This is a genomic window from Sphingobium sp. L-44, assembly GCF_056859495.1.
In genome coordinates, this window is the sequence record NZ_JBSXOQ010000122.1 from 1 (window position 1) to 13,681 (window position 13,681).

The 13,681-nt window shown below is 63.9% G+C and carries 13 protein-coding genes; 9 read left to right on the forward strand and 4 right to left on the reverse strand.

Going from position 1 to position 13,681, the window contains the following annotated elements; translation table 11 throughout:
• The first annotated feature begins 217 nt into the window (after nucleotides 1-217).
• From AC13EK_RS23460 to AC13EK_RS23490, 7 genes are all read left to right on the forward strand, one after another.
• The gene (locus AC13EK_RS23460; protein WP_483022406.1) at nucleotides 218-541 is read left to right on the forward strand and encodes a hypothetical protein; all 324 of its coding nucleotides are present in this window, start codon (nucleotides 218-220) and stop codon (nucleotides 539-541) included.
• A 105-nt stretch (nucleotides 542-646) separates the two neighbouring features.
• Nucleotides 647-895 (forward strand): hypothetical protein, encoded by a 249-nt coding sequence (locus AC13EK_RS23465; RefSeq protein ID WP_069337508.1) that lies wholly within the window; start codon nucleotides 647-649, stop codon nucleotides 893-895.
• A complete protein-coding gene (locus AC13EK_RS23470; RefSeq protein WP_170828698.1) occupies nucleotides 892-1,059 on the forward strand; it encodes a hypothetical protein in 168 nt (55 codons plus the stop codon). Before AC13EK_RS23465 ends, AC13EK_RS23470 begins: the two co-directional genes overlap by 4 nt.
• Entirely contained in the window at nucleotides 1,056-1,631 is a 576-nt protein-coding gene (locus tag AC13EK_RS23475) for a hypothetical protein (RefSeq protein ID WP_069338739.1), read from the forward strand. The genes AC13EK_RS23470 and AC13EK_RS23475 overlap by 4 nt, the downstream gene beginning before the upstream one ends.
• Nucleotides 1,631-1,984 carry a DUF551 domain-containing protein gene (locus AC13EK_RS23480; protein ID WP_277788306.1) on the forward strand — a complete coding sequence of 118 codons (354 nt, stop codon included), beginning with the start codon at nucleotides 1,631-1,633 and terminating at the stop codon, nucleotides 1,982-1,984. The genes AC13EK_RS23475 and AC13EK_RS23480 overlap by 1 nt, the downstream gene beginning before the upstream one ends.
• A complete protein-coding gene (locus tag AC13EK_RS23485; RefSeq protein ID WP_069336067.1) occupies nucleotides 1,981-2,271 on the forward strand; it encodes a hypothetical protein in 291 nt (96 codons plus the stop codon). Before AC13EK_RS23480 ends, AC13EK_RS23485 begins: the two co-directional genes overlap by 4 nt.
• A gap of 206 nt (nucleotides 2,272-2,477) precedes the next feature.
• The gene (locus AC13EK_RS23490) at nucleotides 2,478-3,602 is read left to right on the forward strand and encodes a tyrosine-type recombinase/integrase (protein ID WP_017499726.1); all 1,125 of its coding nucleotides are present in this window, start codon (nucleotides 2,478-2,480) and stop codon (nucleotides 3,600-3,602) included.
• Between the two features lie 265 nt (nucleotides 3,603-3,867).
• On the opposite strand, the gene AC13EK_RS23495 is transcribed toward AC13EK_RS23490, so the two are convergent.
• The 3 genes from AC13EK_RS23495 to AC13EK_RS23505 are packed head-to-tail and all read right to left on the reverse strand — an operon-like array spanning nucleotide 3,868 to nucleotide 7,294.
• Nucleotides 3,868-5,121 carry a DUF3526 domain-containing protein gene (locus AC13EK_RS23495; RefSeq protein ID WP_069336066.1) on the reverse strand — a complete coding sequence of 418 codons (1,254 nt, stop codon included), beginning with the start codon at nucleotides 5,119-5,121 and terminating at the stop codon, nucleotides 3,868-3,870.
• The gene (locus AC13EK_RS23500) at nucleotides 5,118-6,560 is read right to left on the reverse strand and encodes an ABC transporter permease (protein WP_069336065.1); all 1,443 of its coding nucleotides are present in this window, start codon (nucleotides 6,558-6,560) and stop codon (nucleotides 5,118-5,120) included. Before AC13EK_RS23500 ends, AC13EK_RS23495 begins: the two co-directional genes overlap by 4 nt.
• Nucleotides 6,557-7,294, reverse strand: a complete 738-nt coding sequence (locus AC13EK_RS23505; protein WP_069336064.1) for an ABC transporter ATP-binding protein — start codon at nucleotides 7,292-7,294, stop codon at nucleotides 6,557-6,559. The genes AC13EK_RS23500 and AC13EK_RS23505 overlap by 4 nt, the downstream gene beginning before the upstream one ends.
• A gap of 153 nt (nucleotides 7,295-7,447) precedes the next feature.
• Between AC13EK_RS23505 and AC13EK_RS23510 the strand changes: the two genes are divergently transcribed.
• Together AC13EK_RS23510 and AC13EK_RS23515 are read left to right on the forward strand one after the other, a co-directional pair.
• Nucleotides 7,448-9,652 (forward strand): TonB-dependent siderophore receptor, encoded by a 2,205-nt coding sequence (locus AC13EK_RS23510; protein ID WP_069336063.1) that lies wholly within the window; start codon nucleotides 7,448-7,450, stop codon nucleotides 9,650-9,652.
• A gap of 17 nt (nucleotides 9,653-9,669) precedes the next feature.
• Complete coding sequence (locus AC13EK_RS23515) at nucleotides 9,670-11,490, forward strand: M14 family metallopeptidase (RefSeq protein ID WP_069336062.1); 1,821 nt, start codon at nucleotides 9,670-9,672, stop codon at nucleotides 11,488-11,490.
• Between the two features lie 43 nt (nucleotides 11,491-11,533).
• Here AC13EK_RS23515 and AC13EK_RS23520 read toward each other — a convergent pair whose 3' ends face one another.
• On the reverse strand, nucleotides 11,534-13,645 hold the full coding sequence (locus AC13EK_RS23520; RefSeq protein ID WP_069336061.1) for a TonB-dependent receptor: 2,112 nt from the start codon (nucleotides 13,643-13,645) through the stop codon (nucleotides 11,534-11,536).
• Nucleotides 13,646-13,681 lie beyond the last annotated feature (36 nt).

Here is a 13,681-nt window from a genome sequence, read left to right on the forward strand (position 1 = left end):
CATGCAGATCGAGGGCATGGCCGCCCTTGCCACACCCATAACCGAGGAGGTTCAGCCGCTACAGATTACACCCAAGGCCGCCTGAAAATGCAGCCCGATGGCCAGCACCGAAATTACACCACATTGACGGACGTGACCGAAGATAAGCCCCGAAAGGCTCGGCGCGTGGATTCGTTCTTGGGATACAGGGCTCTCCTCAGAGGCTATATTCCACTACATGACCCTCGGCATAAAGGGCGGCGCAACACCTGCTGATCCTTCCGATCTCGGGCGGTGTCTGCGGCTCCTTGAGTGCTTTCCTGAATGGAAGCCGCGCATGGTCGAAATGTCCGATGTCAGCAAGGAATGGGCTTTGCTGATCCCGCACTGGAGCGCGATCGAGGCATCTTTTTTGGCTGAGGCGGGCGGCTCATTGCCTGGCCGTTGCCAGAACTGGAGCGCGCCAGCCACCTACGAAATGATGCGCGACGTTTTCTACTTCCGCAAGGACGGCATGCTGTTTTCGCGGGCGGCGTTCCCTGACGAACAGGTGCCCGCATGACCCCGCCCCGCAAACACCCCGCGCCCAAGCCCTTCCAGCCAACGCCCAAGAAGGTGGGCCAGTGGGTCCTCAAGGGTGGGGAGTTCGTCAAGGTGGAGGAATGTCGTGGCTGAGCAGAGCAATGACTATAAGCGCGGATATGCTGCTGGCCGGCGGCGCGAAGGCCGCGAAGAAATCGACCAGGCGCGCCAGCATCAGCGCCACATGGCTCGCTATGCGCTGGCTGCTGCTATCGCGCCCGGCATCATTGAACGCCCTTGGGTCAAGAGCAACGGCGAGCAGATAGCCAGCGCATCCGGCATCGCTGGCACGATCACCTATATCGTTCTCGAAGTCGAAAAGAGGCTGGGATGAAACACTACGGCACCGACACCTGCGTCGAATGCGCCGCGCCCGCCGGTCACACGCTGATCTGCGACAAGTGCGCCGCCGAGAAGGGCTATGCCAACGACAACCGGGCGCGGAGTGACTTCGTTGATGATGTCGATCCGGCTGCGAGGGAGGAGGTGAAGTCATGAGTGAAAAGCGCGACATCGCTATGATCCGCGCCTTGCAGACGGTCATTGGCGAAATGGGCGACATGCCTATTCCGATCAGCGCGCTATGGCTTGAACGGCTCATCAACCGGGCCGGGGTGCCGTGCGAGATTTACGACTGCGAGGCACGGGAAGTCGATGCCATCGCGTTGTCGGCCCTCTGCACGCTGGCTCTCCGCAACTGCACTTTCCGTCACTACGAGGCCTCGGCTCCAGCGATCGAATGGACGCCAGCACCTGATGAGCCGGGCGCCTATCGTGTCGGACACAGCCTGCAACCGCATGTGGCTGATGCCATGTGCGCCAGCGTCTGCATCGGTGGCGGCGCTTTCAGCACGATCCCCAATCCGATGGCTGGGTATACCGGCAGCTTGGGATGGCATCTGACGTGGGGAAATGTGCAGCCGTTGGCGCTCACTGCTCGCAGTATGATCGAGAGCTACGAATATCTCATCTCAGGGTCGATCAACATGAAGGAGGCGACGCACCGGCTTCGGCTGCTGCGTAGTGCATATCGATCGCTGGCCCTGCGCGCGCGGGCGGGAGGTTTGTGATGGCTGGACACTACCATGTCGGCAAGCAAGTCCTGCGCGCCGATGGATCGCACTACGCTGACGCCGCGTCCGTCGAGATTGCGGCTGATATCGTTGCCCTGCTGGATCGGTTGGAGGCGGCTGAGAGGGGATGGCAGCCGATTGAGACGGCGCCGAGGGATGAAAGCTTCTTTCTCGCATACTGGCCGGTTCACACGCGAGAAGATCGCGTCTGCGCCACAAGGTGGAGCCACGATGCGATCGATGGATATATGGGTAGGTTTGTCGATGTGGCGGATCATATCGACTGGTGCCAGCCCACCCACTGGCGCCCGCTTCCCGACGCGCCCGCCATCCGGGAGGTGAAGCCGTGAGCGAGATGATCGAGAGGGTGGCCAAAGCCATCTACGAGGAAGACGACCCGTGGCACAAGGCATGGCCGTGGCCCAACCTGAACGAAAGTCAGGGGTCGCCAGAGCCATATCGACGGATCGCCGCCGCAGCCATCAGGGCTATGCGCGATCCGAGCGATGCCATCTTGGACGTGATGCACGATCGCATCCAAATCCTTGTCGACCCGGCCAAGCGGACCGCCGATATCCAGAATAATCGCGACCTATGGCAAGCTATGATCGACGCCGCTCTTGTGGGGGAGGGGTGAACCATGGGGAGCGAGAAAACCGGATCGACGGTGCTTGACCGCGGCAAGCCTCCATCTGAGTGGGTTGCCATCCTAGCCTCCAGGGGATTCCCGGTATCCGAGCGGACCTTGCGAGAGAAAGCGCATCGTCTGGGAGCGTGCCACAAGATCGGCCGCGTGATGCTCATCACGCCGGCGCAAATTGACGAGATTATCGGAGAAAAAAGATGCCGCTTGAACCCTATCGCAGGGGCGCGGTCTGGTGGGCAAAGGGCCGGGTCGAATATCTCGGCAAGCCAATCACGGACTACTACCGATGCAGCACTGGAGCATCTGAAGCGGCAGGCGCGTGGGCGTGGTGCCGCGACGAAGAAGAGCGCCGCATAAACGAACATGTCCTTGGCGCCAACCGGACGCTGACTTTTGCGGAGGCGGTCATGGTCTACCCGGCGAATGCGGCGACGGCAAAATATCTGATCCCGATCGTCACCGAATGGGGTTCCAAGCTGCTGTCCTCCATCGCGCCGCGCGATGTGCGCGCGCTCGCCCGCAAGCTATATCCCGACGCTTCCACCGACACATGGACGCGGCAGGTCATCACGCCGGTGCGCGCTATCATCAACAACTTCCGCGACAGCGAGAAGGGCGAGGCGTTCAGGGTCAAGGGGTTCTCCAAGAAGGAACGGCTCGACCAGGACAAGCGGCGCGGAAAGCGCAGCCGCGTCCGCAAAGAGCCGGGCAGTTGGGAATGGCTCCTGCGGTTCCGCCAGCACGCGCCCCAGCAGCATGCAGCCTTGGCCTTGACGATGTTCGTGACCGGCGCGCGGATCAGCCAGGTTGTTGCCATGCACCCGAAGGATCACTGCAGGCTGGACGAAGGGATGATCTGCATTCCTGCGGCGAAGGGTCACGATGACCGCTGGCTTTCGATCCCGGCTGAACTGGTGGACGAACTGCGTGCGTTGCCGCTGATGTATATCCGGCGGACGAAGCGGATACCGGCAAACCTGCGGCTTTTCGGATTTGCTGGGCGGTCAGGCCCGATCAAGGGATGGAAGAAGGCATGCGAAGAGGCGGGGATACCTTACATCCCGTTCCACGCCGCTGGCCGGCACGGCTTCGGGCAGGAAATGAACGTCCGCCAGGCGATCGATGAGAAGGCTGCCGGCGAGTTCGGCGGTTGGTCTGACACCGCCCTGATGAAGCGCACCTACACGCATGCCGAAGGTGTGGCGGATAAGGTGCATGACGCCTTCTATCGCGGCCTGAAAGACGCCGAAAAACTGACCGGAATCACACTTTCCACTAGCCGTGATTCGTACAATTCGAGTACACTGGCGGATGAGGAATGACTAATATGTCTTTTGATTCAATTGCCTGCAAGGAAGTGCATACTTCCTTCACACGGGTGGGGTCACAGGTTCAATCCCTGTCGCGCCCACCATGATTTCAACGATTTGCGTTGAAGCATGGCTGGAGATATCCAACATCGGTAGTTGACCGTTGCAGCCACAGACCAGCACCGGCGCTTCTATGTGCCCTCGGCAAGTCGATGGTTGCCGCCGAGGATGAAGCGAAGCGAGCAATTTCGCCCTCATCCCCGGCCATCACAGTCTCTCACATATCGTCGAAGCGCGGGGCGCCTTCGAAATCCGCCTGCCCGAACGGCTTGTCGGTGAAGAGATAGGCATAATAATAATTGCGCAGCCTGGCATGGAAGGCGCGGATGCGATCCTGATAGGCGAATTGCGCCTGCATGTCGGTGTCAGCGAGGCGGGCGAGCAGTGCCTGCACGCCGACTGAGGGCAGCAGCCAGCCGACCGAATGGGCGGCAGCATCGCGCGCCTCGATCCCGTGGCGGTAGGCGATTGCCTTGGGCGCGACGCTTTCATCGCCGACTTGGTGGAAGGCGAAATACCATTTCCAGTGGAATGCGTGGCCTAGCGGCGGGCTGTCCTTCCATTCGGGATGGCTGGCATAGAAAGCCCGCATCGTCTGTTCGCGCGGAATGTCCCAGGCACGGTTGACCGCCTCGCGCTGGGCGAGCGTCAGTTCCACGCCCTGGCCGACCGGGATGGCGCGATTGATCGCGACATGGGCGATGGTCGGCAGCAGAAGAGTCAGCAGCAGCCACAGGCCGGCAAGCGTCGCGGCATTGGTGACCGAACTCCAGCGCAGCCGTCCTACCAGCAGCGTGACGCCAATCCAGAAGGCGAGATAGAGGGCGACGAGGCCCAGCACCGCCAGCAGCGGGAGAAGCTTCACATGCGAGAGGATTGCGCCGATGGTGACAGGCAGGGCGAGCGCGAGGAACAGCAGGCCACCACGCAGCAGCACACGCCGTGCCCAGAGATGCCGTCCCGACCCTGCGAGCGCATCGAGCAGGCGCAGCCGCCCGGCTTCCCGCTCGCCCGAGACCAGGTCATGGAACAGGGCAATCACGAACAAAGGCGTCAGATAGACGAGCACGAAGGCGAAATCGAAGCGACCGGGGAGGGCGAGTTCGGGATTGAACGCCTCGCCATCGTAAAGCTGTGCTTCCAGCCCCAGTGCGCGGACACGCAGGATGTAAGGTGCGACGTCCCGCAAGCCGAGCGCCACGAAGGCGAGCGGTGCGGGCGCATCCCAGGTGGCATGGAAGCTGTAATAGGCCGCGTTGCCGGGATCCTGTGTCTTGCCGGCCCATTGCGCGACGGCGGCGATATCCTGTGCCTGTTTCGGCTGGATGCGGGCGATGACGGCGCGCTGCCGGGCGACTTCGGCCATGCCGGCAGCGACCGAGGCGATGGCGAGCAGGGCGACGAGCAGCAGCGCCAACAGCGCCATGCGCGAGCGCAGCAGCAGGCGCAGTTCATGGGTGAGGAGGGTCATGGACGGGCTTTCTGAAGATGGCGGGCGACGGGCAGCAGCGCCAGCAGCGCTAAGGCCAGCCAGGCGAGCAGCAGGCCCAGGCCGGGCAGGCTGGCCGTCACCAGGTCGCCGGCGGTCGGCGCGATGAAGCGGAATTGCGGGATCGACTGCCAATGATCGGCGGAGATGCGCTTGCGCTGATCGGCGCTGGCATCCTTGGCCTTGTCATCGGCATAGCTGACGGCATCCGCCTGCAACTGGTTGAGATGCTGGACCATGGCGAAGCGATAGGCTTCGGCCTGAGCGAGGAAGCGGCGATGGCCCGCAAGATCGGTGCCCGCGGCTGCCATCGACAATTGCCGCAGCGAGATGGCCGGGCTGATGATACCGAAGCCGTCGGTCAGCCGGCTCTGCGCCTGCTGGATCGCGAAGCTGCGATCGGCATAGTCGTCGAACAGCCCCGACGTCAGCTTCTCGCCCTCGACCGCGAGCAGGCCGTTATAATTGACCGGCAGATCCTCTACCTTGTCGACGCCATAGCGGCGCAGCACCTTCTGCTTGAAGGCGTTGAAGAAGGGATCGTCAGGATTATGCGCGTCGCCAAGGCGATGCAGATCCTGCTGGATGGCGATGTCGGTTTCCAGGCGGGTGGGCAGGCTATGGGCCTGCGCTGCAATATCGGGGGCCACGCGCGGCAGCAGGATGACCAGCACCGCCCAAAGCGCCAGCAACGCCAGCAACGCGTCGCGGCCGCGCCTTACCAGCGCGGAGACAAGGATGACGATGATCGACCAGAGTGCCAGATAGGCGCCATAGCCAAGCGCGATCACCGCCATCGGCCCGGCCAGCGCGCCCGGCTGACCCGCGATCAGGAGAAAGGCGATGAGCGCGGGCAGACCGACCAGCGCGGCGATCACGGCCAGCGCCAGCAACTTGCCGATGACGAGCGCGCGGGCGGACACGCCCTGCACCAGCATCTGGTGTAGCGTGCCGCGTTCGCGTTCGCGCGCGACCGCGCCATAGCCAAGGAAGATCAGCAGCAGCGGCGCAATCACCTGCAGCACGAAGGCCGGGGTCAGCTGGCCGAAGCGGACCAGCAGCGAGGATTGGCGAACATCGCCGAAATTGGCGCTGTTCTGGCGATGGCCTTCCAGGAAGATGCTGTTGCCGGTGAAGGCATCGACGCCGGGATCGAAGGCGGCGAGCGGTGGCAGCGGGCGGAAGATGAAATTGCCGAAATGGACCATGCGATGGGGATGGCGGTCGGGCTGCGCCTCGAACGCCTCGGCGGCCTGCGCCTGGAACCGGGCGCGGGTTTCGGCAATGCCGCTCTGGTGCGACCAACTGATGAGCGCGGCGGCGAGTGTCAGCAGGACGAGCAGCGCGAAGGCGATGACGGCGACGCGGTTGCGCCGCATCAGCCGCAATTCGTCGCGCGCGATCAGGGTGATGGCGCTCATGCGGCAACGGCCTCCCGCGCGAACTTGCGATGCAGGTCGCGCACGTCGAAGCGGTCCGTGCCCTGCGCCGATGCCTCGTCGACGATCCGGCCGGATTCGAGGAAGCCGATCCGGTCGGCAATGTCGGCGGCCGACAGCAGGTCATGGGTGACCATCAGCACGGCCGCGCCCTTGCGTGCGACATCATGGACCAGCCGGTTGAAGTCGGCGGTCGCGCGCGGATCAAGGCCGGAAGAGGGCTCGTCGAGCAGCAGCACCGGCACTTCGCGCAACAAGGCGATGGCGATCGCCACCTTCTGCCGCATCCCCTTGGAAAAGCCGCCGAGCCGCTTGTCCCAGGCCGATGCCTGCAGGCCCGTTGCGTCGAACGCGCCGTCAATCTCCTGCGGGGCCGGGTGGCGGCCGGCCAGCGCCAGCAGATAGGCGGCATTTTCCCGCGCTGTCAGATGCTCGTAAAGGGCGACATTTTCGGGGACATAGGCGATCTGCTCGCGCGCCCTGTCGGGCTGCGCCGCCGGGTCATGGCCGGCTACCAGCACCGTGCCGCTGTCTGGGCGGGCAAAGCCCAGCAGGGTCGACATGGTGGTCGACTTGCCGGCGCCATTGCCGCCGAGCAGCGCATAGATTTCGCCGGCATCGACATGCAGGGTCAGGCCGCGCAGCACATGATGGCTGCCATAGGACAGGTGGACGTCGGACAATATTATGGGCTGGCCGGTGGCGGTCAGGGACATGGGGGCAAGGCTCCTTGGCTGTTGCGCCGGACCATTTCGGCGATGCAGCAATCTGTCAATGAAATAATATAACATTTCCATTGACGAGTGCGACGAGCCTACCCTAGGGGCAGCGGCGAATGAGATTTCGTCTCATTTCATTCAGGGGAAAATATGTCGATCCAGTTCCTGCCGCGGGCCTGCGCTGCGCCCGTCCGTTCCCGTCGCTTCCATCACATCGCCCGCGCGCTGCCGCTGGCCGCCGTCCTGGCCTGGCTTCCAGCCCAGGCGCAGACTGGCGACGCGGTTCATCATGTGCCGGAGGGCGAGGGTGCCATCACGGTCGACGGCGTGCGTCAGGCCTATCGCGGCGATTTCTCCGTGAAGGAAATTCCCCAGGCCATCACCGAGATCGACGCGGAGACGCTGCAGCAGAATAATATCCTGCGCCTGACCGACGCGCTGGACATGAATGCCTCGGTCGCGCGCCAGAATACGCTGGGCGGGCTGTGGGATAGCTTTGCCATTCGCGGCTTTGCCGGCGATGAAAATCTGCCGAGCGGCTATCTGGTCAACGGCTTCAACGCCGGGCGCGGTTTTGGCGGCCAGCGCGACGTGGCCGGGATCGAGCGGGTCGAGGTGCTGAAAGGTCCGGCGGCGGCGCTGATCGGGCGCGGCGAGCCGGGCGGCACGATCAACCTCGTCACCAAGCAGGCGGAAATCGGCCGGACCTTCGGCACGGGCACGCTGCAATATGGCAGCTATGACCGGTTCCGCGCTGACGCCGACGCCAATCTGGCGCTGACCGACGGCATCACCGCGCGGCTGATCGGCTATTATGAGAAGGGCGACACGTTCCGCGACTATGTGTCTCAAAAGCGCTGGGGCTTCCTGCCCTCGATCGGCGTTGCGCTGGGCGATCGGACGCGCCTCACCTATGATTTCGAATGGACCCGCGTGGAAGTGCCGTTCGATCGCGGCATCGTCGTGCTGAACAATGATTTCAACACCGTGCCACGCTCGCGCTTCCTGGGCGAGCCGGGCGATGGCGATACGGTGGCGCGCGCCACCGGCCACCAGTTGCGGCTCGACCATCAGTTCAATAACGACTGGAGCCTGCTGGTCGGGGCCAGCCATCGCGACACGCTGCTGACCGGTTTCTCGTCCGACGCGGAGCAGACCGCATCGCGCCAGAAACTCACTGTCGATGGCCGCTCCCTGTCGCGCCAGCGCCGCTCGCGCCGCTATGATGCGGAACATAGCGTGGTCCGCGCCGAGGTCGCCGGCAAGTTCGAGACCGGATCGCTGCGCCATCGCGTGCTGATCGGCGGCGATTTCGACCAGTTCGAATATGATAATTATTTCACCCGCTATCGGCCGCCGGCGCTGAGCAGCAATCCGAGTGACCAGGCCGGCTATGTCATCGACATCGACAATCCGGTCTATGGCCAATATCCGCTGCCTGCGACGTCGGTGTTGACCAATCGTCTGGATACCCAGCGCAGCTTCGGCTTCTATGTGCAGGACCAGATCGAACTGACCGATCGGCTGCAGATCCGCATCGGTGGTCGCTACGACAATCTGACGCTGAAGGTCGATAACCGCGTGCTTGCGGAGGCCAATCGTTACAACAGCCGCAAATATGAGCGGTTCAGTCCGCAGGCCGGCATCGTCTATGACCTCAGCGATCCGATCACCCTCTATGCCGCTTATGGCCAGGGCTATCGCGCCAATGTCGGCGCGGATTTCTTCAACAATATCTTCGACCCGGAAACGAGCGAGTCGATCGAGGCCGGTGTCAAGCTGACCGCGCTCGGCGGCGCCCTGACCGGCACCCTGTCGATCTATCAGCTGACCAAGGACAATGTGCTGGCCAGCGACAATAATAATCCCGGCTTTTCCGTCGCGATCGGCAAGGCGCGGAGCCGCGGCGTCGAACTGGACGTGAACGGCCATCTGCCCGGCGATATCGATATATTGCTGAGCTACGCCTATACCGATGCCGAGGCGCGAGAGGCGGTGAACGATCCCAATTTCGCCACCCAGATCCTGCCGGGGGACAGGCTGATCAACATTCCCGACCATAATCTCAACATCCAGGTTGCGAAGCATTTCGAGGTCGGCGGGCGCGAGGCCCAACTGGGCGCAGGCATGCAATATGTCGGCGAACGGCTGGGCGAAACGGGCACGGACTTCACCCTGCCGTCGCACACCCTGTTCCGCCTGTTCGGCAGCGTCGATGTGATCGAGGGTGTCGAACTGTTCGGGACGATCAGCAACCTGTTCGACGAGACATGGTATGCCAGCAGCTACAGCTCGGTCTGGGTGCAGCCGGGCACGCCGCGCACCGCAACCGTCGGCGTGCGCGCCCGCTTCTGAGCCGGAATGATAGAGACATGAGCAAGACGATGACGCGCCTTCTGGGCGCCGCCGCTTTGTGTGTTGCTGGCACCGCGATCGCGCAGCAGCCGACTGAGGCGCCGCTGCCGGGGCTGCCCGCTTCGGTGCTGCCGCCAACGCTGCCCTGGTCGGGGGCAAGCGAAAAGCTGGTCGTCGGCAAGAATGATCCCTGGATCACGCCGGCCGAGCAGGCGGGCTTTGCCACCACGCCGCGCTATGATGAGGTTACGGCGTGGTTGAAGCGTCTGGATGCGGCCTCGCCCCTCATCAGCCTCGAAAGCTTCGGCCGCACCGGCGAAGGGCGCGACATGCTGCTGGTGCGGGCCAGCAAGGCCAAAGATGGGTCGGGCGCGGGCAAGCCGGTCGTGCTGGTGCAGGCGGGCATCCATGCGGGGGAGATCGACGGCAAGGATGCCGGCCTGATGCTGCTGCGCGACATCGCGCTGCGCGGCAAGGACGGCCTGCTCGACAAGGTCGATCTGGTGTTCGTGCCGGTCTATAATATCGACGGGCATGAAAAGATGAGCCGCTGGAACTTCCCGGCGCTGCGTGGCCCGGCGGAGAAGGGCTATGTCGGCAACAGCCGCAACATCAACCTGAACCGCGACTATTCCAAAGCGGACGCGCCCGAAAGCCGGGCTATGATCGGCCTGCTGCGCCGGCTCGACCCGATCCTCTATGTCGATTGCCACGTCAGCGACGGCTTCGACATGCAATATGACATCACCTTCACCTATGCCGGCTGGGGCCGCTATGCCTATCACCGCGCCACCGCCGACTGGCTGCAGGGCCGTTTCGGGCCGAGCGTGACGGCCGCGCTGGAAAAGGCCGGGCATGTCCCCACCATCTATCCCAGCCCGATCGATACGCGCGAGCCGACAAAGGGCATCCGCCAGGCGCCCGAAGGACCGCGCTATTCGACCGGCTATGGCGATTTCATCGGCGTTCCGACCGTGCTGGTCGAAAACCATATGATGAAGCCCTATCGCCAACGGGTGCTGGGCACTTATGTCCTGCTGGAGGCGGCGCTGAAGCTGGCCGGGCAGGATGCTGGAGCGATTGCGCAGGCGAAGGCCAGCGACCGGGCATCGCGCCCCGCCGAAATGCTGACCCGGTGGAAACCCGCTGCGCAGCCGATCGGCTGGGTCGAACGGTTCAAGGGCATTGCCTTCGACACCTATGTCTCGCCGGCGAGCGGGCGCAGGGAACAGAAATGGCTGGGCCGCCCGGTCGACTGGCGGATGCCGATCATCGGCCAGGAACCGGTCGAGACGGTGCGTCTGCCCAAGGCATGGTGGGTGCCGGCCGGGCAGGCCGAGGTGATCGACCGGCTGACATTGCATGGCATCCGTTTTGAGGTGCTGGACGCGCCGCGCACGTTGACGCTCGATCGGGCGCGGCTGGTGGACCCGCAATCGATGTCGGTGCGCGACGCGCGCATCCCGCTGGACACGAAGTTGCGGCACGAGACCGTGACTGAAACGCTGCCAGCCGGCACGGTGCGCGTGCCTGCCGACCAGCCGCTGGGCCTTTTGGCGGCAGCGCTGCTGGAGCCGGAAAGCCAGGACAGTTTCCTCGCCTGGGGCTTCTTCCCGGAGATATTGGCGGCGCCTTCTGGGGCGGAGGATTTCGTCCGGGCGCCGATCGTCGAGGCGCTCCTCGCCGCTGATGCGCAGCTTCGCGCAGAGTTCGAGGCGAAATTGGCCGCTGATGCCACATTCGCCGGCGATGGCGACGCGCGGCTCGACTGGCTATCGGCCCGGCTGCCCGATCGCAGCCCCTATCATCATCTCTATCCCGTGCTCAGGGAGAACTGAGCCCGATGAACCGGGGCGACCAAGCCGCCCCGGTTCTTCCACATCAGAAGCTGACCCGCGCGGTCACACGGATGTCGCGGCCGGTGAGCGGGGCATAGTCCTTGAGGAAGGACGAGGCCCGGCGGGCGACCACATCGAAGATGTTGTTGGCCGACAGGGCGAAGCTGAGCGGACGTTCCTTGCCCCAGGGGCGAACATTCAGCTCGGCATTGACCATGGTGTAGCCGGCTGTCGTGGTCTCGAACTCGGCGACCCGGTCCTGCTTGCTGACACGCTCGACTTCGCCGCGCAGGTCGAACTTGGTCGCCTGATAGGCCAGGCCACCGAGCAGACGGAGCGGAGGAATGCGCGGCGCCGGCCCGACGCTCTTCACATTGGCATGGACATAGTCGGCCAGGCCATCAGCGACGATCTTGCCGTCGCCCAGCTTGGCCAGGGTCAGCGATCCCTGCACCTCGAAGCCATAATAGCGGGCGTCCGCCTGGTTGAAGGCATAGACGGGCAGGCCATCTTCCTCCTCGCCGGTCAGATCCTCATAGATGAAGTTCGAGAACCAGGTGTGATAGGCCGACGCCTCGAAGCTGTAATTGTCGCCGCTGCCGCGCAGGATCGCCTCGACGCTGTTGGCCTTTTCCAGATTGAAGTCGGGATTGCCGACCTCATAGGCCTGGGTGCCGGCATGGGGACCGTTGGCGAACAATTCTTCAGCCGCCGGCGCGCGTTCGGTGTGCGACAGATTGAGGCCGATGCGCCAGCTGTCGGTCAGGCCATAGGAGGCGCCGACCGAACCGGAGAAGGCGTCGAAGTTGCGCTTGCCGGCGAAGAACTGCTCCTGATCCTCAAGCGGATTGGCGGTCAGGCTGGTATGTTCGTAGCGGCCGCCAAGCTCGAACTTGAGTGCGCCATAATCGAGCTGCTGCAGGGTGAAGACGCCGGCCTGCGTGGTCGAGTTTTTCGGCAGGAAGGCTTCCTCGCCGATCACGTTGAAGTCGCGGTTGAACAGTTGCACGCCGGTCGCGCCGCGCCAGGCGCCATGCTTGGTCTGGGTCAGTTCCAGCCTGGCTTCCATGCCCTTGCTGAAGAAGGCGGTGCCGACCGAGCCATCTTCTTCCAGCTCGGCATGGGTATAGTCCGCATAGCCCAGACGCAGCGAAACCTTGTCCAGCACATTGCCGTCGCCATTCACTTCGGCGCGCAGGTTGACGCTGTCCTGTTTCATGCTGAGGCGCGGGGCTTCCTGCTCGTCGCCCGGCTGGGTCGCAAAGCGGATCGGCACGCCATAGAGGCTGTCATAATGGTCGTAGGAAATGCCGATATTGCCGGTGTCGCCGATATAGGCGATTCCCCCGCCAGCGGTCCAGGTCTTGGCCGCCGAATTGGGCAGCTTGCCCTTGACCGCGGCATTGCCGGCGAAGTCGATCGCTTCCTCGCTGTCGTCGGCGGGGAGCAGGCTCGATGCCAGCGCCTGATCGCGCAGGGCAGGGGTGAGGGCATGGCCGCCGATGCGGACATCGTCGCTCTTCAAATAGCTGCCATCGGCATGGGCGACCCAGCCGCCCGATAGGGGCACGTCGACCGAGGCCGCGCCCGAACGCTCGTCCGCAGCCGAGCCATAGGTGCCGATCGCATCGACATGGACCGGCTCATCCGGGATGGCCGTGGGGATACGCTTGTCGATCACGTTGACCACGCCGCCGATCGCCGAGGAGCCGTAGAGCAGCGACTGCGGACCGCGCAGCACCTCGATACGCTCGGCGAGCAGCGGATTGACGACCACGGCATGATCGACCGAGGTGTTGGACACGTCCACGGTCGACAGGCTGTTGGTCAGCATCTTGACGCGTTCGCCCTGCAGGCCGCGCAGCACCGGGCGCGATGCGCTGGGGCCGAAGGAGGTGGCGGATACGCCCGGCTGATGTTCCAGCGTCTCGCCGATCGACGGGCGGATCGCCTGGGTCAGATCCTTGCCCTCGACCACGGCGACGCTGGACAGCATGTCCTGGCGGCGGGTCGGCAATATGCCGGTGACGATGATGTCGGAACGGGTGGCCTGATGATAGCCGTCGGCGGCGTCATCGGACGCGGTTTGCGCATGGGCGGCCGTGGAAATGCCGAGAACGGCAAGCGCACAGCCGGCGAGAAACTGGAATTGCATGGACTTGGATCCCCCGAGGTGGATGGAGCGACATTA